Below are 20,644 nucleotides of genomic sequence, written 5' to 3' on the forward strand. Positions count from 1 at the left end.
ACGGCCACCGGCCGGTCGGACGCCGGCAACGCTCGGGCGGGCAGAAACCGACACGGACCCCGGGCAGACCTCCACACCGGCCGTGCAGGGCGGGTTCAGGAGGCCCCGGCGTGCCACCGCTGTTCCGGCTCCCCGTCCAGCGGCTCCAGTGCCACCCCGTACCTGCCGTCCGGCGTCACCGCGGTCTCGATGGCGATCGCCGGGCGGATCGTGCCGTCGGGGTCGACGCTGAAGCGGAGGTTCTGACCGTTGGAGCCGTAGACCGAGTCGCAGGTCCAGATCCCCACGCCCCGGTCGGTCGCGCCGCGGCTGTCGAGGCAGAAGTCGGAGTCGGCGGCCGAGCGGAGCACGCCCAGGTAGGTGTCGACGCGCCAGCGCTGGCTGGGGGTGGAGTCGCAGGGCGCCGAGACGACGTCGTTGCCCTGGGAGAGGTCGCCGTCGCGGATGTCGAGGCAGCGGCCCGTGGCGACGTTCACCACTTCGGCAAAGGCGCTGCCCGGGGGAGTGAACGCCGGGGACGGGCTCGGCGTGCGGCTGGGGCGCGGCGAAGGGGACGGACGGTGCGAAGTCCTCGCCGGGGACGGGGACTTGCGGGTGCGCGACGGAGACGGTGAGGGGGAAGGGGACAGGGACGGGGACGGCCGCACGGAGACCGTCGCCGTCACCGTCACCGGTGGGGGCGGGGGCGTCGCCGCCGTCGGCTGCCGGTCGGTGCCGTTCGCCGGGGTCAGCAGGAACACCAGCAGCGGGGTCAGGGCCACGCCCAGGGCCGCCGTCGCCAGCAGGAACCGGCGCCGGAGCGGCCAACCGCCCTGGTCCACGGCCGGTCCGGGCGCCGGGACGGGATCTCCGGGGCGCAGGTACGCCGTGCCGCTCCAGGGCAGCAGGCCCTCCGCCAGCGTCTGCCTCGGGGTGTCCCGCAGCGCGGTCAGGTCCTCGACGGCGGCCGCGCAGTGCGGACAGCGGGCCTGGTGGGCGTCCAGGTCGGCGCTGCGGCGCGGACCGTCCTGCCGTACCGCCTCCTCGATCAGCCGCCGGAAGTCGGTGCAGCGCGGGTCGTCGGAGGCGGCCAGACGGTGTCTCAGACAGGCCTGGGCCAGGGCTTTCAGGGCCGGGTGGGTGCCGTGGGCCACGTCCGCCCGGTTCAGGCCGAGGAAGGCGGCGGTGCGTTCGACGGGCTCCTCGTCGAGCACGCCGTACCAGATCAGGCCCTGGGTGCGGGACGGGAGAGTCTGGAACGCCGGGAGGAGGGCAGGCGTCGGTCCCTCGGGCAGGCCGCTGGAGTTCAGTACCAGCAGGAGGGCCGGGTCCACCCCGGCCGCGCGCTCGTCCGTCGCCCAGGATGCCGCCAGCCGTACGGTCAGGAGCAGGAGTTGATGGCGCAGCGGGACGCCCGGCTCCCGGCCGCGGGCCACCTCGCGGGCCGCCGTGCCGATGGCCTCCGCGGCCAGCCGGCGTGCGGCGGACTCGCTGGCGGCGCACAGGCGGGCGTAGCCGAGGACCGCCGGATGGTGCCGGCGGCGCAGCTCCTGGAGGGCCGGGTAGGCCGTCGGGGTGGAGGCGCGCAGCAGTTGGGTCAGCCGCGCGTCCGGCGCGTCCGTGTGCTCCGTGCCCGGCTCGGCATGGTCGCCGCCCTGAGCCATCCCGCATCCTCCGTCCCCGTAGTCTCCGGCGTACCAGCCGGTTTGGGGGCCCATCGTGGTGGAGGGGTGGGGTTCGGAAAAGAGGTTTCCCGGGGTAACCGCATAACGGTTCGGGTGCCCGAACACGGCGAGGCGGCCCGGCGTGGTCGCCGGGCCGCCTCATGAGTGTGACGGAGGGTCACTCCTCCACGGTCAGCCCCTTGCGCAGCCGCACCAGCGTCCGCGACAGCAGCCGGGAGACATGCATCTGGGAGATGCCGAGCTCCTCGCCGATCTCCGACTGGGTCATGCCCGCCACGAAGCGCAGGGACAGGATCTGCCGGTCCCTGGGCGGTAGTTCGGCGATCAGCGGCTTCAACGACTCGACGTACTCGATCCCTTCGAGCCCGTGGTCCTCGTACCCGATCCGGTCCGCGAGTGCGCCCTCGGTGTCGTCCTCCTCGGGCTGGGCGTCCAGGGAGGAGGCGGTGTAGGCGTTCGAGGCGGCCATGCCCTCGACGACCTCTTCGTTGGAGATGCCGAGGCGCTCTGCCAGTTCCCCGACGGTGGGGGCGCGGTCCAGCTTCTGGGCCAGCTCGTCACCGGCCTTGGCCAGGTCGAGCCGGAGCTCCTGCAGTCGGCGCGGTACGCGCACGGACCAGGAGGTGTCGCGGAAGAAGCGCTTGATCTCGCCGATGATGGTCGGCATCGCGAAGGTGGGGAACTCCACGCCCCGCGAGAGCTCGAAGCGGTCGATCGCCTTGATCAGGCCGATGGTGCCGACCTGGATGATGTCCTCCATCGGCTCGCTGCGCGAGCGGAAGCGGGAGGCGGCGAACTTGACGAGCGCGAGGTTCAGTTCGACGAGCGTGTTGCGGACGTACGCGTAGTCGTGCGTCCCTTCCTCCAGCGACACCAGCCGCTCGAAGAGGGTCTTGGACAGGGCTCGCGCGTCCACCGCGCCGACCTCGCCGAAGGGCGGGATCTCCGGGAGTCCCTCAAGGGGGTCGAGGGTATCCAGGGGATCGATGGGATGATCCAGTGATTCCGGTGGGGGTGTCGACGTCGTCGTCCGGGTATGCGAGGCGTCGAGCCGGGGTGACATGGGTGTCCTCCATCGTTCTCGGCATATGGCTGCCGAAGCCAGTACGTGCACTGCGGTGTGCGGCGCCTCCGAAGCCGGCGTGTAGGGATGTGTGTCCTACTAGCCCTACCCGCTCCACCGAGCCGGTCGCAAGTGCGTTCTGCCGTGATGTGTCCGATAATGCGAGGTTGTTCGGGTGTCGCAGTGCGCACAGAAGGCGTAATGTTCGAGGGCATCAGCAGCCACGACCTCGGGAGAGAGACGGCATGGACCACGGGACAGTCGGCAGTGCACGCTCGGGCCGACTTCTGGTGGAGGTGCGGGAAGAGGGCTCCAGCGCCGTAGTGGCACCGGCGGGTGAGCTCGATCACCACACCGCCGATCTTCTGCGCGAGCCGCTCGACGACCTCCTGGAGAAGGGGTTCTCACGGCTCGTGGTGGACTGCTCACGCCTGGAGTTCTGCGACTCCACAGGGCTGAACGTGCTGCTCGGCGCCCGGCTGAAGGCGGAGGCCGCCGGAGGCGGCGTGCATCTGGCCGCGATGCTGCCGGTGGTCGCTCGCGTGTTCGAGATCACGGGAGCGGAGGCGGTCTTCACCGTCCATGACTCCGTGGTGGCTGCGCTGGCCGGAGAGGTCGACTGAACCCCGTCCCGGCCGTCCCCGAGCGGACCGGTGGCGTACGTCGCACCGATAGGGCCCGATGCGCGGGTGTTCCTCCGGATCGGCCGGGCAGGAGAGATCCTGAACCCGTCGTCCGCCGGGCCGCCGGACCCGCGCCGGGAACCGGCGAACGACCCGGGTGCGACGTACGTGTGAAGGGTGGACGGTGGACGGACCAGGGCAGTGGACGGCACAGGGCCGTCCGCGGACCGCGGAGCGGACGGCGTGCGACCGGCAGGCACCGACCGGTGCCGGAATTTTGAATCGTGAACTGGTGAATCGGTGAGGTGAAGCGCTGATGAGCACCACCCGGCCTTGCTCGCCGGGCGACCGCGGCCCGGAGTCCTGCGGCGCTTCCGGGGTGTCCGAGGGGGGTGCGCCGGAGACCGGCGCGACCGCGGGGGCAGCCGCGCCGTCCGTGCCGACCGAGGGTGTGCAGGAGACCCCGGGGCGGCAGGTCCGCAGGCTGCGCCTGGACGGCGCGAGCGGGGTCGTCCCGCTCGCGCGCGACTACACCCGTGAGGCGCTGTACGCCTGGGGCTGGCTGCCCGCCGCCACCGCCGACCAGCGGGCCGCCGCCGAGGACGTCCTGCTCGTCGTGTCCGAGCTGGTCACCAACGCCTGTCTGCACGCCGGCGGCCCGGAGGAGCTGTTCCTCGCCCGCGGCGACAAGGTGATCCGGCTGGAGGTCACCGACCGCGGCACCGGCCAGCCGGCCCCGCGCACTCCGCACCGTGCCGGCCGCCCCGGCGGTCACGGCATGTTCATCGTGCAGCGGCTGTGCCTGGACTGGGGTGTCGCGCGCGTCCCGGGCCGCGCGGGCAAGACGGTGTGGGCGGAACTGGGCGCTCCCGCATGACCGTTTCGCCAGCCGCCTGAGCCACCGTCTCCACTCGAATCCCCCTTCCCGCACGCCGGATCGACACAACTCCGGCGTGTGCTTCGTCTTCCCTCCTCACGGCCCCCGGCGTACCTTGACGGCCAAATCTGATATGCCGTCAGGAATGAATGGGGTGGACCGACCGTGTCGTACCCGAAACGAACCGCCGCGCTCGCGTCCGCCGCCGCCCTCGCCGGCTCGGTGGTGCTGCTGGCCGCGCCGGCGGCGCACGCGGACGTCGTCGACGTCAACTACCACTGCAAGACGCCGATCGGGGACAAGAGCGCCGTCTCGCCCATCGACATCAAGGGCGTCAAGAGCGGCAGCGGCTACAGGATCACCATGTCCTGGCAGAAGGGCGTCTCCTCCAGCCCGGTCGAGCTGGGCAAGGGCGCGATGAAGCCGAGCGCCACCATCAGGCTGGGCGGCGCCGACAGCGGCAGCCTGCCCGTGACGGGCCCGGCCAACGCGGCCGCGATCCCCGCCAACACGCCCATCAAGATCAGTGACCTGAGCGGCACCTACACGCCGAAGAAGACCGGCAAGGTCACCTTCACCGCGGCCACGCTCACCATCAGCGCCCTCGGCACGACGACGACCTGTACGCCGGCCAACACCCCGGGGCCCTCCCTGACGCTGGACGTGACGGCGGCGGGCGGCGGCTCCTCGGGCACCTCCGCCGACGGCTCCTCCACGCCGAGCGGTACCGGATCCGGGAGCCGGCTCCCGCAGACCGGCCCCGCGGACTCCGCCGTCGCCCTCGGCACGCTCGGCGGCACGGTGCTTCTCGCGGGCGCGGCGGGCACACTGTGGCTGACCCGACGCAACCAGGCGGTACGCCGCTGAACTGCGGGTACGCCGCCGAGCCGGCCGCACGCCGCTGCGCCGGGTGCACGGCGCCTTGCCGGGTGCCGCGTCACCGCGCCGGCCGCACGTCGCCCAGCCGGCCGCATGTCGCCCAGCCGGGCGCCGCGGCGCCGAGCCGGCCGTACCCCGCCGAACCACAGGTCAAGACCGCTGGAGCCGCCCATGCCGTCCGCCGCCCGTGTCCTGCCCCGCGCACGTCGTCTGCCCCCGGCCCTCGCCCGGACCGCGTCCGCGGGTCCGGCCGCGTCCCTGTGTCTGCTCGCGCTGCTGATCGCGGCATCGCCGGCATCGCCGGCATCGGCGGCACCGGCGTCGGCCGCCGGAGGCTGGTCCGTCGCGCCTTCGGGAGGCGGGCGCCCGTCCTTCTACGCCGAGGGGCCGCCCGGAACGGTCCTGCAGGACACCGTGTCCGTCACCAACACCGGGCGCGCGCCCGTCGACGTGCGCCTGTCCGGCACCGGCACCGGCGTCGCGATCGCCTTCGCCGAGCGGAGCGTGCACATTCCCGGCCGCACCCGTGCCGACGTGCCCTTCACGGTGAGCGTCCCGGCCGCGGCCGAGCCCGGAGACCGCTCCGGCGCCGTCGTCGCGCGCGCGGCCGGCGGCCGCACGAGGACCGTGCCCCTGCGCCTGCGCGTCGGCGGCCCGGCGCTCGCCGCGCTGACCGTCGAGCATGTGGCGGTGCGCGGCGACCGCATCACCTACGAGCTGGTCAACCGCGGTACGACCGTCCTCGTGCCGAGGCTCGCGGTCCGCGCGGACGGTGTCTTCGGCCGGGTCCTGGACCGCGCGCCGCGCACCCTCCCCGTGCGCCTGCGGCCGAGCGCCCGCCTGAAGCTGACCGAGCCCTGGCCGGACCGGCCGGCGCTGGACGCGGTCGACCTGCGCCTGACGGTCACGGCGCCCGGCGCGGCACGTGAGACGGCGAGTGCGCGGGTGCGGTTCGTGCCGTGGGGGGAACTGGCGGGCGGAGCCGGCGCGGTGGCCGCGGGGGCGGCCGCGGTGTTCGTCGCACGACGGCGGGGGAGCCGTACGGCGGACGCCGATCCGGCAGACGGCGATCAAGGTGATCAAGGTGATCAAGGTGATGGTGTTCCGGTGGGTGGCGGCGCGGTGGTCGGCGGCGCAGTCGACGGTGTTCCGTTGGGCGGTGGCCCGGTGGACGGTGTTCCGTTGGGCGGCGGCCCGGTGGACGGTGTTCCGGTGGACGGCGGCTCGGTGGGCGGCGGCTCGGTGGGCGGCGATCCGGTGAGCGGCGGCAGGGGTGGCACCGGTGCGGGGCAAGTCCCCCGGGCCGACGCCGGGTCGACGGCAGGAGCGGTGAAGTGACCGGCAAGGAGAGAACCCCGCGGCTGCCCGCGCTGGCGGCCGTGCTCGCGCTGCTCCTGCTGCCGCTCGCGGCCCCCGCGGCCGCGGCGGAGGGGCCGCTCGTGAAGCTGTCCGCGTCCCAGGCGGGCACCGGCGGCTCGGTCACCGTCAGCGGCGACGGCTGGCGGCCGCACACCCTGCTGATGATGCTGATCTGCGGGCGGGCCACCCCCGCCCGGGGCGTGATCGGCGGCACCAACTCCTGCGCCAACGCCGACGGACGGGCCGTGACCACGGGGGCCGACGGCTCCTTCGCCAAGAAGCTCCCGGTCGCCGAACCGCCCGTGCCGTGCCCCTGTGTGGTGCACGTCGCCACGGTGACCGGCGCGAAGGCCGAGGCGGACGCCGTCCTCCAGGTCGCCGGGCATCCCGTCGCGCCGCTGCCCGCCGAGACCTCGGCCGGCCGGCTGTCGATCCTCTCCGACACCCGCCTGACCGGGTCCGGCTCCCTGCTGACCTGGTTCGGGGCGCCGCCGAGCCGCACCCTGGTCTTCACCGCGGGCAACAGCGGCTCCGCCGCGATCAAGGACCCGGTCTTCCGGGTCGGCACCGCACACGGCGTCTTCGCCCCCCAGTGGGACGAACAGCAGTGGCGCGGCACCCTCGCGCCCGGCAGGAGGGCGCAGATCAAGCTGCCCGTCGAACTGTCGGCCGGGGCGCACGGTGATTACACCGTCTCCCTGCGCTACGACGGCAAGGTCCTCGCCGAGCAGCCGTGGGGCGTGGGCCGCCCCTGGGGTGTGACGCTGTTCTGGATCCTGCTCTGCCTGGTCGTGCCGGCCGCCGTCTTCCGCGCAGGGATGGCCGTGGTGGACCGGGTGCGGCCGCGCCGGCCGGGCGGTGTCCGTCACCGGGGGCTCGCCCGGCCCGGGCTGCGCCTGCCCCGCACCCGCACCCCCGGGCTCCCGCCCGAACCGACTCCGACCCTGCCGTGGTTCTCCCCGGACTCCGCTCCGAAAGGCCCGGCCGGCCGGCTCTCCGCACCGCACGACGACAGCCCGACGAGTCCTACGACTCCCACCACGAAGGGACCCACGTGAGCATGCGAAGGAGAGGCACACCGGCCCGAAGGACCGGCGCCGCGGGCGCCGCGCTGGCACTCTGCTCGGCGGGCGTGCTGCTGGGCGTGGCCGCCACGCCCGCGCAGGCGGCCCAGGTGTCGTTCGCCACCCACTGTGTGCCGCCCGCGGGCATCGACCCGGTCGACGGCACCACCAAGGTCGAGATCACCGCGCCGGCCACGGCCAAGGTGGGCGACACGGTGGACATCGTGTGGAAGTTCGTCCAGGCCGCCTCCAAGAACCCGAACATCATCGACCTGCCCGCCAACTCGGTGCAGCCGTCCGGGGTGCTCAAGGCGGCCGGCGCGCAGACCGCCGACATCGCCCTGCAGGGACCGCGTCAGAACCCGGCGATCCCCAAGGGCGGCGACATGGTGCTCTCGGACATGAAGGGCAGCCTGAAACTGACGGCGCCCGGCGAGGTGACCCTGACGCCGGACGCGTACACGGTCAACGCCATGTCGACGGACACCAAGTGCACGCCGAAGGAGACCGTGCAGAAGGCGGCGACGATCCAGGTGACACCGGGGAGCGGGGGCACGCCGACACCGACCCCGACCCCGACCCCGACACCGACCCCGACCCCGACGCACACCCCCACCCCCACCGCCACGGCGACGTCGACCGGCGGCACCGGGCAGAGCGACTTCCCCGGCAAGGAGGTCCAGGTCCCGTACGCCTGCAAGACGCCGATCGGCGACAAGAACGCGACCTCGCCGGTGCAGATCAACGCCAGGAAGAACAACGGGAGCTACGACCTCACCGTGCAGTTCAAGAAGTCGGTGATGAACAGCCCCGCCGACATCCCGAAGGACTCCGTGAAGCCGTCGATGGAGGTGGCGCTGGGCGGCGCGGACAAGGGCACCGTGCATGTGGAGGGACCGACGAACGCGAACCCCATCAAGTCCGGTGAACCGATCGAGATCCCCGACCTCACCGGCACCTACAAGCCGGGCGCGAGCGGCACCTCGACCCTGTCGCCGGGGGTGCTGACCATCAAGGCCCTGGGCACGACGACGACCTGCACGCCGACCAAGTCGGAGGTCTCCCTCACCCTGGACACCACCCAGCAGCCGGGCGGCGCCTCGGGCGGCACGTCGACCTCCGGGGGCTCGTCGTCCTCGGGCGGCAGCAGCGGCAGCAGCGGCAGCAGCAGTGGCGCGGGCGGCCTCGCCGAGACCGGCTCCGGCGACCACGGCGCCCTCAAGGCCCTCGGCCTGGTGGCGGGCACGGCGATCCTGCTGGGCGGGGCGGTGTTCACGTTCATGCCGAAGCGCAGGACGCGGTAGCTCCCGGACAACGGAAGAGGGCCATCGCACCGTCAGGGATGCGATGGCCCTCTTGCGAGCCCCGGCCTACGTCAGCGGACGTCGCCCATCAGCTTGTTGACCTTGTTGCGGTACATCCACACGGCGGCACCGGCGATCACGGCGAGCACCGCTTCCAGGGCGACGAAGCCCGTCTTGTCGAGGTTGACCCCGCCGACGGCAGGGTTCGACAGCAGCGCGGTGACCGAGTCGCCCGCGGTGACCGCGAGGAACCAGACGCCCATCATCTGGGAGGCGTACTTCTTCGGCGCCATCTTCGTCGTCACGGACAGACCCACCGGCGACAGCGTCAGCTCACCGACCGTCTGGACGAAGTAGATCGCGACCAGCCACATCGCCGCAGCCTTGTGACCGCCCTCGGCGATCGACAGCGGTGCGAGGAAGAGGAAGAAGGACGCACCGATCAGCACCAGGCCGGAGGCGAACTTCACGATCGTGCTCGGCTCCTTGCCGCGCCGGTTCAGCCACAGCCACAGCCAGGCGAAGACGGGCGCCAGAGCCATGATCATGACCGGGTTGACCGACTGGTACCAGGAGACCGGGAACTCCCAGCCGAACACGGTGTTCTTGGCCGAGCTGCTGGCGAAGAGCGACAGGGTCGAACCGCCCTGGTCGTAGATCATCCAGAAGACGGCGGCGGCGACGAAGAACCAGATGTACGCCGACACCTTCGAACGCTCGGCCGAGTTCAGGTCCTTGTCCCGCAGGATGCGGGCGATGACCACGATCGGGACGATCAGACCGATGACGGTCAGCGGGATCAGGGCCCAGTTCAGCGTGAAGTGGCCGGAGAAGCTGACGGCACCGTAGAAGACCGCGGCGATCGCCAGCCAGGTCAGGCCCTTGCGCAGCGTGGCGGACTTCTCCTCGGCCGACAGCGGCGTGGGAACGACACTGCTCTTCTCGCTCAGGTGGCGGCTGCCGAGCAGGTACTGGGCCAGACCCAGCGCCATGCCGAGCGCCGCCAGCGCGAAGCCGAAGTGCCAGTTGACGTTCTCGCCGACGGTGCCGATGATCAGCGGCGCGGCGAAGGCGCCCAGGTTGATGCCGATGTAGAAGAGCGTGAAGCCACCGTCACGGCGCGGGTCGTCCGGGCCCTTGTAGAGGTGGCCGACCATCGTCGAGATGTTGGCCTTCAGCAGACCCGAACCGATGGCGACGAGGCCGAGGCCGACGAAGAAGCTGGCGGCGGCCGGCAGCGCCAGGCACAGGTGGCCGAGCATGATGATCAGGCCCGAGACGGCGACCGTCTTGCGGGGGCCGAGGACGCGGTCCGCGAACCAGCCGCCCGGCAGGGCGAGCAGGTACACGAGCGACACGTACACCGAGTAGATCGCGGTCGCCGTGCCCGCGGTCAGGTGCAGGCCACCCGGGGCCACCAGGTACAGCGGGAGCAGGGCCCTCATGCCGTAGTAGGAGAACCGCTCCCACATCTCGGTCATGAAGAGAGTGGCCAGTCCGCGGGGGTGGCCGAAGAAGGTCTTCTCGGACCCGGGGGTGCCCGGGCGGACCGAGTCCTTCGTCAGGCTGGACGCCATGGTCGTTCCTTGCTGGTCGGGACGCGCGTTGGAGCGTCGCGCGCCCGGTGGGGGTGCAGCCGGCACCGGCAGGGTCGGTCGTCCACCCCCACGCCCAGGGGGAGTCCGCTCCGGATCACGGTGCGGCGGACGGCGACCACCGGGATCCACGCCCCGGCGACGCATCGGTGCGTCCGGAGCCCGGCCAGAGGTCATTCCTTTCAAGGCTGGTCTGGACCAGCCCGTACAGCAAAAGGACCTCCAGCGTCGAATGTTCCGCCGAAGGTCCCTGGATGTACTACAGGCGTTCAGGTCACCATACGGCAGGACAGTGCCGGATATGGAAGGACTTGAGACACGGATCACAGGTGTCGGCGGAACCATGCACCCGCTTTCGAAGGTCCCTCTACCATCGCACCTCCAGGGCAATGGTCCGTACCACTGCTCCCGCAAGGTAAGAGGCCCAGGAAGCGATCACACCCCAGCACCGCACGCGGGCGGTCTACCATCACTGCATGACCCGTGTACTGCTCGCCGAGGACGACGCGTCCATCTCGGAGCCGCTGGCCCGCGCCCTGCGCCGGGAAGGTTACGAGGTCGAGGTGCGCGAGGACGGACCGACCGCGCTCGACGCCGGAATGCAGGGCGGCGTCGATCTGGTCGTGCTGGACCTTGGCCTGCCCGGCATGGACGGCCTGGAGGTCGCCCGCCGGCTGCGCGCCGACGGCCACACCGTGCCGATCCTCATCCTGACCGCGCGGGCCGACGAGGTGGACACCGTCGTCGGCCTGGACGCGGGCGCCGACGACTACGTCACCAAGCCCTTCCGGCTCGCCGAACTGCTCGCCCGCGTGCGGGCCCTGCTGCGGCGCGGTGCGGCGGAGCCGCAGCAGCCGCCGGCCACGCACGGCGTGCGGATCGACGTCGAGTCCCACCGCGCCTGGATGGGCGACGAGGAACTCCAGCTGACCGCGAAGGAGTTCGACCTGCTGCGGGTGCTCGTCAGGGACGCCGGCCGCGTGGTCACCCGGGACCAGCTGATGCGCGAGGTCTGGGACACGACGTGGTGGTCGTCCACCAAGACGCTCGACATGCACATCTCGTGGCTGCGCAAGAAGCTCGGCGACGACGCGGCGAACCCCCGGTACATCGCGACCGTGCGCGGCGTGGGTTTCCGGTTCGAAAAGAGCTAGGCGCCGCAGAGGCTGACGCGGTGGATCGGGTGCGGGTCCGTTGTGGCCGGTCGCGCAGTTCCCCGCACCCCTGGGCCGGCTGCCTCGACCGGAGCTGCAAGGCACACTGGTCGTCGTAAGCCATCCCGGAGGGCCCCGTGCGTCGTCGTCTCATCCAGTCCACCCTTGCCGTAGTGCTGGTGGTGATCGCGGTCTTCGGCGTGTCGCTCGTCATCGTCGAGACGCGGACGATCAGCAACAGCGCCCAGGAGCGCGTGGAGTCCGAGGCGCTGCGGCTGGCCAGCATCGTGGACAGCCGGATCCTCGCGGCGGAGAACGTCAACGCCGAGGTCCTGCGCAACCCGGTCACCAAGGAGCAGTACGCGGAGATCCGGGTTCCGGGCCGGCCGCCGATCCAGATCGGCACCAAACCCGAGGGCGACGTCATCCGCTCCACGCAGCGGGGCGAGGAGGGCGAGACGGTCACCGTCGAGGAGCCCCGCTCCGCGGTGACCCGTGAGGTCGGCCGGACCCTGCTGATCATCGCCCTGGTGGCGCTGCTCGCCGTGGTCGCCGCCGTGCTGCTCGCGGTGCGCCAGGCCAACCGGCTCGCCTCCCCGCTCACCGACCTCGCCGAGACCGCCGAACGCCTCGGCTCCGGCGACCCGCGCCCGCGGCACAAGCGCTACGGCGTCCCCGAACTGGACCGGGTCGCCGATGTGCTGGACTCCTCCGCCGAACGCATCGGCCGGATGCTGACGGCGGAACGACGCCTTGCGGCCGATGCCTCGCACCAGCTGCGCACCCCGTTGACCGCCCTGTCCATGCGCCTGGAGGAGATCACCCTCACCGACGATCCGGACACGGTGAAGGAGGAGGCGAACGTCGCCCTCGCGCAGGTCGAGCGGCTCACGGACGTGGTGGAGCGGCTGCTGACCAACTCGCGCGACCCGCGCACCGGCTCCGCCGTCCCCTTCGACCTGGACGAGGTCATCCAGCAGCAGCTCGCCGAGTGGCGGCCCGCCTACCGCAGCGCCGGCCGGGCCGTCGTCAGCTCGGGCAAACGGCATCTGCAGGCCGTCGGTACACCGGGCGCGGTCGCGCAGGTGCTGGCCGCGCTGATCGAGAACTCACTGATGCACGGCGGCGGCACGGTCGCCCTGCGCACCCGTGTCACCGGCAACCAGGCTGTGGTCGAGGTCACCGACGAAGGCCCCGGGGTCCCGGCCGACCTGGGCGCGCGGATCTTCGAGCGGACCATCAGCGGGCGCAATTCCACTGGCATCGGACTGGCCGTCGCCCGGGACCTCGCCGAGGCCGACGGCGGCCGCCTGGAACTACTCCAGGCCCACCCGCCGGTGTTCGGCCTGTTCCTGTCCCGCACGCCCCCGGCCCGCAAGTCCGACGAGGACCGGCCGATGGTCCGCTAGCAGCCCGCAGCCCTCGGCACGGCAGGCCGGCCGGGCGGGCCCTCGGAGGTCCTACGGGACGCGCTGCGTGGACGGGGCGTTCTTCGACTCCTGCTCCAGGATCGATTCCGCGCTCGCCACCGTCTCCCGGGCCGGCATCGCCCGGAAGACCCAGGTGCGGTACGACCAGAAGCGGAACAGGGTGGCGATCCCGATGCCGACGAACTTGGAGACGTTGCTCTGCAGCGGGCTGTCCCAGCCGAAGCCGTAGGTCGCCAGGTACAGCACGCCGTTCTCGATCACCAGACCGACCGCGCTGAACAGCAGGAAGAGCGTGAGCTCCTTGGTGCGGCCGTGCTTGTCGCGGTCCCGGTACGTCCAGTAACGGAAGCCGACGTAGTTGAAGACGATCGCGACGACGGTCGCGATGATGCTGGCACGCACCACCGGCAGGTCGGAGACATGCCGGACCAGATTGAAAACACCGAGATTGACAAGGACGCCGGCGCCGCCGACGGCGCCGAACTTGGCCACCTCGCGTACGAGCCGTTGCAGCCCCGAGGAACGAGGTTCCATGGTTGTGCAGCTCCCGTCCGTAGGTTTCGTCAACCCAGCCATGCTATCCAGGCGCCCGGCCCGCCGCTCCCGGACCTGGCCACAGCTTGGGAACGGGTCGGAAAGAGGTGGGAAAGCCCCGGGTAAGAGGGCGTGAGAGGGAGGCGATCGGGCCGCACCGGCGTGGCCGATACGCTAGGGGTGTGACGTTCCCGGTAGTCGGCATGGTCGGCGGGGGGCAGCTCGCGCGTATGACGCACGAAGCGGGCATCCCGTTGGGCATCAGGTTCAAGCTCCTCAGTGACACCCCTCTGGATTCCGCGGCGCAGGTCGTGAGCGATGTCGTCATCGGCGACTATCGCGACCTGGACACGCTGCGTGAGTTCGCGCGCGGTTGCGATGTGATCACCTTCGATCACGAACATGTACCCACCGAGCACCTCAGGGCCCTGGAGGCGGACGGCATCCCCGTGCGCCCCGGGCCGGACGCGTTGGTGCACGCCCAGGACAAGGGTGTGATGCGCGCGAAGCTCGACGCGATCGGGGTGCCCTGCCCGCGCCACCGGATCGTGAGCGACCCGAACGACGTCGTCGCCTTCGCGGCCGAGGGGGACGGTTTCCCCGTCGTCCTGAAGACCGTCCGCGGCGGGTACGACGGCAAGGGCGTGTGGGTCGTGGAGAACGCGGAGGAGGCCACGGAGCCCTTCCGCGCAGGCGTCCCGGTGCTCGCCGAGGAGAAGGTCGACTTCGTGCGGGAGCTGGCCGCCAACGTCGTGCGCTCCCCGCACGGCCAGGCCGTCGCCTACCCGGTGGTCGAGTCCCGCCAGGTCGCCGGGGTGTGCGACACGGTCGTCGCGCCCGCTCCCGACCTGGACGAGGAGCAGGCACTCAGGGCCGAGGAGATGGCGCTGCGGATCGCCAAGGAACTGGGCGTCGTCGGCCACCTCGCCGTCGAGCTGTTCGAGACCCGCGACGGCCGCATACTCGTCAACGAGCTGGCGATGCGCCCGCACAACTCGGGCCACTGGACCCAGGACGGCGCGATCACCTCGCAGTTCGCCAACCACGTCCGCGCCGTCCTCGACCTCCCGCTCGGCGACCCGCGCCCGCGCGCCCGGTGGACGGTCATGGTCAACGTCCTCGGCGGCGATTACCCGGACATGTACTCCGCGTACTTGCACTGCATGGCCCGCGACCCCAAGCTCAAGATCCATATGTACGGCAAGGACGTGAAGCCCGGACGCAAGGTCGGGCACGTCAACACCTACGGCGACGACCTGGACGACGTGCTGGAGCGCGCCCGTCACGCTGCCGGCTACCTGAGAGGCACGATCACCGAATGAGCCCTGTTGTTGGCATCGTCATGGGGTCGGACTCCGACTGGCCCGTCATGGAGGCCGCCGCCAAGGCCCTGGACGAGTTCGAGATCGCCTACGAGGTCGACGTCGTCTCCGCGCACCGCATGCCGCGCGAGATGATCAGCTACGGCGAGCACGCCGCCGAGCGCGGCCTGAAGGTGATCATCGCCGGTGCCGGGGGCGCCGCCCACCTGCCGGGCATGCTCGCCTCGGTCACCCCGCTGCCGGTCATCGGCGTCCCCGTGCCGCTGAAGTACCTCGACGGCATGGACTCGCTGATGTCGATCGTGCAGATGCCGGCCGGTGTCCCGGTCGCCACCGTCTCCGTCGGCGGTGCCCGCAACGCCGGTCTGCTCGCGGCCCGCATGCTCGCCGCGCACGACGAGGACCTGCTGCAGAAGATGCGCGACTTCCAGCAGGACCTGAACGACCAGGCCACCGAGAAGGGCAAGCGGCTGCGCTCCAAGGTCGAGGGCGCCGGCGGCTTCGGCTTCGGGAAGTGAGGCGCGTGACCTCACTGGACCAGGCCCGCGAGCTGCTGCGCACGTACCCCGTCGTCGACGGCCACAACGACCTGCCGTACGCGCTGCGCAAGCAGGTCCGCTACGACCTCGACGCCCGTGACCTCGCCGAACGCCAGGACGCCCATCTGCACACCGACCTGCCGCGGCTGCGCGAGGGCGGGGTCGGCGCCCAGTACTGGTCGGTGTACGTCCGCTCGGACCTGCCGGACGCGGTGCCGGCCACGCTGGAGCAGATCGACTGCGTGCGGCAGCTGATCGAGCGCTACCCGCGGCAGCTGCGCGGCGCCCTGACGGCGGCCGACATGGAGGCCGCCCGCGCCGAGGGACGAATCGCCTCGCTGATGGGCGCGGAGGGCGGCCACTCGATCGCCAACTCGCTCGGCACCCTGCGCGGCCTGTACGGGCTGGGCGTGCGCTACATGACGCTCACCCACAACGACAACGTGGACTGGGCCGACTCGGCGACCGACGAGCCGAAGGCGGGCGGCCTGACCGCGTTCGGCCGCGAGGTCGTGCGCGAGATGAACCGGCTCGGCATGCTCGTCGACCTCTCCCACGTGGCGGCGACGACCATGCGCGACGCCCTGGACGCCTCCTCCGCTCCGGTGGTCTTCTCGCACTCCTCGGCCCGGGCCGTGTGCGACCACCCGCGCAACATCCCGGACGACGTCCTGGAGCGGCTGCCCGGCAACGGCGGCGTGGCGATGGTGACGTTCGTGCCGAAGTTCGTGCTCCAGGCCGCCGTCGACTGGACCGCGGCGGCCGACGAGAACCTGCGCTCCCACGGCTTCCACCACCTGGACACCAGCCCGGAGGCGATGAAGCTGCACCGCGCCTTCGAGGAGCGCACCCCGCGCCCGGTCGCCACGGTCTCCACGGTCGCCGACCACCTGGACCACATGCGCGAGGCGGCGGGCATCGACCACCTGGGCATCGGCGGCGACTACGACGGCACGGCCTTCACCCCCGACGGCCTGGACGACGTCTCCGGCTACCCGAACCTGATCGCCGAGCTGCTGGACCGCGGCTGGTCGAAGACCGACCTGGCCAAGCTGACCTGGCAGAACTCGGTACGGGTGCTGGGCGCGGCGGAGGACGTGGCCCGCGACCTTCAGGCGATGCGGCCCCCGTCCAACGCCACCATCGAGTCGCTGGACGGCTGACCGTCCAGGGCGGGGTAGTCGTTGTAGCCGTCGGCCCCGCCCACGTACATGAAGTACCGGTCCCGGACCGGGTTGAGCGGGGCGCCCCGGCGCAGCCGTTCGACCAGGTCCGGGTTGGCCAGGAACGGCCGGCCGAGCGCCACCAGGTCGGCGCCGGCGGCCAGCAGGTCCTTCACGCCCCGGGTGACGGCCTCGGTGGTGAGGCCGGCCAGGTCCGGGTTGCCGATCAGGACGCCGGGCCAGTCGGCGCGGATCCGCCGGTACCAGCCGGTCTCCGGGTCCGAGCGCACCAGGTGCAGGTAGGCGAGGTCCAGCTCCTTCAGACGGGCCAGGAGCGCGGCGTAGAGGCCGTCGGTGTCGTCCTCCGCGATGCCGTTGACGGTGGAGCCGGGAGAGATCCGTATGCCGACGCGCTCGGCGCCGATCGCGTCGGCCACCGCCTCGGTCACCTCGGCCGCGAAACGCACCCGCTTCTCGACGGAGCCGCCGTAGGCGTCCGTACGGCGGTTGGTGTTGTCCGCGAGGAACTGGTGCAGCAGCATCCCGTTGGCCGAGTGCACCTCCACGCCCTCGAAACCCGCGGCGACGGCCCGGCGGGCGGCCGCGGCGAAGTCGGCGACGGTGGCCCGGATGTCGTCGGCGGTCATCTCCCGGGGGACGGCGGCGGGCCGGTGCCCGTGCGGAGTGAAGATCGTCTCCGGCACCGGGACCGGGGAGGGGGACACCGGCGTCAGACCGGTGGTCGCCGGATGGCTGACCCGCCCGCCGTGCTGGAGCTGCAGGAACATCCGGCCACCGCCCGCCCGCACGGCCTCGGTCACCCGCCGCCAGCCGGCCTCGTGCCGGTCGGTGTGGATCGCGGTGATGTTCGGGTACGTCTGCCCGACCGCGTTCGGCGTCGAGCCCTCGGCGATGATCAGCCCGGCCGTGGCGCGCTCGGCGTAGTGCGTGGTCATGAGGGAGGTCGGGGTGCCGTCGGCCTCCGCGCGGTTGCGGGTGAGCGGCGCCATCACCAGGCGGTGGGGGAGTGCGAGCCGGCCGAGCCGGGCCGGTGCCAGGAAGTCCGTCGTCTGCGTCATGTCCGTACGCTAGAACTTGACATCAGTGTCAGATTCAAGTCCCGGAAGCCCTCGGAGGATCGGATGCGGATCGGTGAACTGGCCCGGCGCACCGGCGTGAGCGAGCGGTCGCTGCGCTACTACGAGACCCAGAGCCTGCTGGCCAGCGAGCGCACGCCCGGCGGGCACCGGGACTACCCGGAGGCGGCCGTCGACCGGGTCATCCGGATCCAGGAGCTGTATGCCGCCGGGCTGCACAGCGAGAAGATCCGGCAGCTGCTGCCGTGCATGCGGGACGGGGACGGCGGGCCCTCCGCGATCGCCACGCCGCGGCTGGTCGCCGACCTCACGGCCGAGCGCGCCCGGATCGATCGCATGATCGCCGATCTGGTGCGTTCCCGGGAGACCCTGGACGAGGTGATCCAGGCGGCCGGGGAGGCCTGAGGGGCCGCTCCATGCCGTACCCGGGACGCCCCTGCCCGTGCCGTACCCGGAACGCCCTGTTCATGTCGTACCCGGAACGCCGGTCATGCCGGTGCTGTGGGCGCCGTCCCAGGGGGCTCCGCCCCCTGGCCCCCGGACCTGTGCCCACCCACCACCCGACTCGGTGGGCTGCAAGGGCGCCGGATCACCGGACCATCCGACTCGGTGGGCCGGCAGGCTCCGGACGGCTCGACTCGGTGGGGCGGTAAGGGCACCCGACTCGGTGGGCTGCAACGGCTCCGGACCGGTCGACTCGGTGGGGCGGCAGCGGAAGGGCGGTCTCGGATCAGTCGAGTCGCTCCGGGTGTTCGATCCGGCACAGGCAGAACGGGTGTCCGGCCGGGTCGGCGTACACCTGGAAGTCCTTCTTCTCCCGGTCCGTCAGATCCAGCGGGCGGGCCCCGAGCGCAAGAACTCTCTCGTGCGCAGCGTCGATCTCCGCCCAGGTCCTGCCCGCGTCGAGATCGATGTGGAACTGCTGGCCGTTGTGGTCGGCGCGCGGCCACTCCGGCGCGGTGTACCCCTCCACCTGCTGGAAGGCGAGCCGCGGCCCGTCCGGCACCTGCAGGACGACCCAGTCGTCGTCCTCGGCCTGCGGGGTGCCGCCGACGACCGCCGCATAGAACGCCGCCAGCGCCCGTGGGTCGGGACAGTCGAGCACGACGGAACGGAAACGGGCGACGACGGCCATGGGCCCTCCCGGAGTCAGCAGGCGCGGAGACGGAACAGATGCCCCGGGGAGCCGGTGCCCACATCGCCGGGTGCGCGGGCGGCCCCGCGCAGGCACCGGGCGAAGGAGCCTCCCACCACAAGGAGCCGTAAACCACGAGGGGTTCATCGGTCATGTCCGTGTCCGGTGGTGCAGAATGCGGGAAGACGCCGGTTCGGCCGACTGAGCCTCGGCCGAACCGGCGTCACCTGTTCGTCCACGCGACCGGCTCCCTCGGCACGCACGGATTCGCGCGTGCCGCCCGCATCCGCCCGCATCCGCCCGTATCCCTCTGCGCGCACGCACTCGTCCATGCATCCGGGTTCGTCCGTGCGCCCGGGTTCGGCCGCGCGCACCGGTACGGCCGTGGGCACTCGTTCGGCCGGGTGCCGGCGTTCGGCCGTGTGTGCTTCGGCTATGCGGTCGGGCGGCCCATCGCCCGGTAGGTCCATCCCGCCCGCCGCCACAGCTGCGGGTCCAGCGCGTTGCGCCCGTCCAGGATCACCCGGGCGGTCGTCACCTCGCCCAGCGCCTCCGGGTCCAGCTCGCGGAACTCCCGCCACTCGGTGAGGTGCAGCACCACGTCGGCCGCCCGCACGGCTCGCAGGGCCGAGTCGGCATAGCCCAGGGTGGGGAAGACCTTGCGGGCGTTGTCCATGCCCTTCGGGTCGTACACCGTCACCTGGCCGCCCTGGAGGTGGATCTGCCCGGCCACGTTGAGCGCCGGGGAGTCCCGGACGTCGTCCGAGTCGGGCTTGAACGTGGCGCCGAGGACGGCGACCCGCTTGCCGAGGAAGGAGCCGCCGCCGAGGGCCTCGCGGGCCATCTCCACCATCTGGCCGCGCCGGCGCATGTTGATGGAGTCGATCTCCCGCAGGAAGGTCAGCGCCTGGTCCGCACCCAGCTCACCGGCGCGCGCCATGAACGCCCGGATGTCCTTCGGCAGACACCCGCCGCCGAAGCCGATCCCGGCGCGCAGGAACTTCCTTCCGATCCGGTCGTCGTACCCGATGGCCTCGGCCAGCATCGCCACGTCGCCGCCGCCGGCCTCGCACACCTCCGCCATGGCGTTGATGAAGGAGATCTTGGTGGCGAGGAACGAGTTCGCGGCGGTCTTCACCAGCTCGGCGGTCGGGAAGTCGGTCACCACGAACGGCGTGCCGTCGGCGACCGGCGCGGCGTACACCTCGCGCAGCAGCTTCTCGGCCCGCTCGCTGCGCACGCCCACCACGATCCGGTCCGGGTGCAGGGTGTCCTGCACGGCGAAGCCCTCGCGCAGGAACTCCGGGTTCCAGGCCAGCTCCGCGTCCGCACCGGCCGGGGCGTGCTCGGCGAGGTAGCCGGCCAGCCGCTCGGCCGAACCGACCGGCACGGTCGACTTGCCGACGACCAGCGCCGGGCCGCGCAGATGAGGGGCGAGGGAGGCGATGGCGGCGTCGACGTAGGACATGTCGGCCGCGTACTCGCCGTGCCGCTGCGGGGTGTTCACACACACGAAGTGGACATCGCCGAACGCGGCGACCTCGGCCCAGTCGGTGGTGAACCGCAGCCGCCCCGAGGAGCCCTCGAAGCCCGCCACGTGCTTCCTCAGCAGCTCTTCGAGCCCCGGCTCGAACATCGGGGTCTCGCCGCGCTCCAGCATGGCGATCTTCTCGGGCAGGACGTCCAGTCCCAGCACCTCGAAACCGAGCTCCGCCATGGCCGCGGCGTGCGTGGCGCCGAGATAGCCGGTGCCGATCACGGTGATCTTCAGGCTCATGGATGTGCTCCAGATCGGGTACGTCGGTGATGCGGAGCCGAGCATAGTCGGGCTGTCCACCGGGC

19 protein-coding genes are annotated in these 20,644 nt (G+C 71.9%); 12 read left to right on the plus strand and 7 right to left on the minus strand.

Annotated elements, in window-relative coordinates:
• Nucleotides 1-95: 95 nt before the first annotated feature.
• Together ACFZCP_RS06570 and ACFZCP_RS06575 are read right to left on the minus strand one after the other, a co-directional pair.
• Nucleotides 96-1,643, minus strand: coding sequence for a ricin-type beta-trefoil lectin domain protein (locus ACFZCP_RS06570; protein WP_391424603.1), 1,548 nt, complete (start codon nt 1,641-1,643; stop codon nt 96-98).
• A 178-nt stretch (nt 1,644-1,821) separates the two neighbouring features.
• Nucleotides 1,822-2,727: a SigB/SigF/SigG family RNA polymerase sigma factor gene (locus ACFZCP_RS06575; protein WP_391424605.1), complete on the minus strand. Its 906-nt coding sequence runs from the start codon at nt 2,725-2,727 to the stop codon at nt 1,822-1,824.
• 245 nt (nt 2,728-2,972) lie between these two features.
• Here ACFZCP_RS06575 and ACFZCP_RS06580 point away from each other — a divergent pair, with 245 nt between their 5' ends.
• The 6 genes from ACFZCP_RS06580 to ACFZCP_RS06605 all read left to right on the plus strand — a co-directional run bounded on the left by ACFZCP_RS06580 (nt 2,973) and on the right by ACFZCP_RS06605 (nt 8,833).
• Nucleotides 2,973-3,350: an anti-sigma factor antagonist gene (locus ACFZCP_RS06580; RefSeq protein WP_391424607.1), complete on the plus strand. Its 378-nt coding sequence runs from the start codon at nt 2,973-2,975 to the stop codon at nt 3,348-3,350.
• A 316-nt stretch (nt 3,351-3,666) separates the two neighbouring features.
• Nucleotides 3,667-4,227, plus strand: a complete 561-nt coding sequence (locus tag ACFZCP_RS06585) for an ATP-binding protein (RefSeq protein ID WP_391424609.1) — start codon at nt 3,667-3,669, stop codon at nt 4,225-4,227.
• A gap of 165 nt (nt 4,228-4,392) precedes the next feature.
• Entirely contained in the window at nt 4,393-5,094 is a 702-nt protein-coding gene (locus tag ACFZCP_RS06590) for an LPXTG cell wall anchor domain-containing protein (protein WP_391424610.1), read from the plus strand.
• A gap of 183 nt (nt 5,095-5,277) precedes the next feature.
• Nucleotides 5,278-6,444 (plus strand): hypothetical protein, encoded by a 1,167-nt coding sequence (locus ACFZCP_RS06595; protein ID WP_391424612.1) that lies wholly within the window; start codon nt 5,278-5,280, stop codon nt 6,442-6,444.
• On the plus strand, nt 6,441-7,523 hold the full coding sequence (locus ACFZCP_RS06600; RefSeq protein ID WP_391424614.1) for a hypothetical protein: 1,083 nt from the start codon (nt 6,441-6,443) through the stop codon (nt 7,521-7,523). The genes ACFZCP_RS06595 and ACFZCP_RS06600 overlap by 4 nt, the downstream gene beginning before the upstream one ends.
• A gap of 2 nt (nt 7,524-7,525) precedes the next feature.
• Complete coding sequence (locus ACFZCP_RS06605) at nt 7,526-8,833, plus strand: hypothetical protein (protein WP_391424616.1); 1,308 nt, start codon at nt 7,526-7,528, stop codon at nt 8,831-8,833.
• Between the two features lie 71 nt (nt 8,834-8,904).
• Here ACFZCP_RS06605 and ACFZCP_RS06610 read toward each other — a convergent pair whose 3' ends face one another.
• Nucleotides 8,905-10,410 (minus strand): oligopeptide:H+ symporter, encoded by a 1,506-nt coding sequence (locus tag ACFZCP_RS06610; RefSeq protein ID WP_391424618.1) that lies wholly within the window; start codon nt 10,408-10,410, stop codon nt 8,905-8,907.
• Between the two features lie 494 nt (nt 10,411-10,904).
• Here ACFZCP_RS06610 and ACFZCP_RS06615 point away from each other — a divergent pair, with 494 nt between their 5' ends.
• Complete coding sequence (locus ACFZCP_RS06615; RefSeq protein ID WP_020940464.1) at nt 10,905-11,582, plus strand: response regulator transcription factor; 678 nt, start codon at nt 10,905-10,907, stop codon at nt 11,580-11,582.
• 137 nt (nt 11,583-11,719) lie between these two features.
• Nucleotides 11,720-12,991 carry an ATP-binding protein gene (locus tag ACFZCP_RS06620; protein ID WP_362697280.1) on the plus strand — a complete coding sequence of 424 codons (1,272 nt, stop codon included), beginning with the start codon at nt 11,720-11,722 and terminating at the stop codon, nt 12,989-12,991.
• Between the two features lie 51 nt (nt 12,992-13,042).
• Here ACFZCP_RS06620 and ACFZCP_RS06625 read toward each other — a convergent pair whose 3' ends face one another.
• Nucleotides 13,043-13,546 (minus strand): GtrA family protein, encoded by a 504-nt coding sequence (locus ACFZCP_RS06625; protein ID WP_362697277.1) that lies wholly within the window; start codon nt 13,544-13,546, stop codon nt 13,043-13,045.
• 182 nt (nt 13,547-13,728) lie between these two features.
• Between ACFZCP_RS06625 and ACFZCP_RS06630 the strand changes: the two genes are divergently transcribed.
• Genes ACFZCP_RS06630 through ACFZCP_RS06640 form a run of 3 tightly spaced genes read left to right on the plus strand, consistent with a single transcriptional unit; the run spans nt 13,729 to nt 16,570 of the window.
• Nucleotides 13,729-14,868, plus strand: a complete 1,140-nt coding sequence (locus tag ACFZCP_RS06630; protein ID WP_362697274.1) for a 5-(carboxyamino)imidazole ribonucleotide synthase — start codon at nt 13,729-13,731, stop codon at nt 14,866-14,868.
• Nucleotides 14,865-15,386: a 5-(carboxyamino)imidazole ribonucleotide mutase gene (gene purE / locus ACFZCP_RS06635; RefSeq protein WP_362697271.1), complete on the plus strand. Its 522-nt coding sequence runs from the start codon at nt 14,865-14,867 to the stop codon at nt 15,384-15,386. The genes ACFZCP_RS06630 and purE overlap by 4 nt, the downstream gene beginning before the upstream one ends.
• Nucleotides 15,387-15,391: 5 nt before the next feature.
• Entirely contained in the window at nt 15,392-16,570 is a 1,179-nt protein-coding gene (locus tag ACFZCP_RS06640) for a membrane dipeptidase (RefSeq protein ID WP_391424622.1), read from the plus strand.
• Here ACFZCP_RS06640 and ACFZCP_RS06645 read toward each other — a convergent pair.
• Complete coding sequence (locus ACFZCP_RS06645; RefSeq protein WP_391424624.1) at nt 16,519-17,649, minus strand: alkene reductase; 1,131 nt, start codon at nt 17,647-17,649, stop codon at nt 16,519-16,521. The two genes, ACFZCP_RS06640 and ACFZCP_RS06645, sit on opposite strands and share 52 nt — an antisense overlap.
• Before the next feature lie 63 nt (nt 17,650-17,712).
• On the opposite strand from ACFZCP_RS06645, the gene ACFZCP_RS06650 reads away from it, so the two are divergent.
• Nucleotides 17,713-18,072: a MerR family transcriptional regulator gene (locus ACFZCP_RS06650; protein ID WP_362697262.1), complete on the plus strand. Its 360-nt coding sequence runs from the start codon at nt 17,713-17,715 to the stop codon at nt 18,070-18,072.
• A gap of 325 nt (nt 18,073-18,397) precedes the next feature.
• Here ACFZCP_RS06650 and ACFZCP_RS06655 read toward each other — a convergent pair whose 3' ends face one another.
• Together ACFZCP_RS06655 and ACFZCP_RS06660 are read right to left on the minus strand one after the other, a co-directional pair.
• Nucleotides 18,398-18,802, minus strand: a complete 405-nt coding sequence (locus ACFZCP_RS06655; RefSeq protein ID WP_391424626.1) for a VOC family protein — start codon at nt 18,800-18,802, stop codon at nt 18,398-18,400.
• A 433-nt stretch (nt 18,803-19,235) separates the two neighbouring features.
• The gene (locus ACFZCP_RS06660; RefSeq protein WP_391424628.1) at nt 19,236-20,579 is read right to left on the minus strand and encodes a nucleotide sugar dehydrogenase; all 1,344 of its coding nucleotides are present in this window, start codon (nt 20,577-20,579) and stop codon (nt 19,236-19,238) included.
• Nucleotides 20,580-20,644 lie beyond the last annotated feature (65 nt).

This window comes from Streptomyces sp. NPDC007971 (genome assembly GCF_042958635.1).
In the GTDB taxonomy this organism is placed as follows: Bacteria; Actinomycetota; Actinomycetes; order Streptomycetales; family Streptomycetaceae; genus Streptomyces.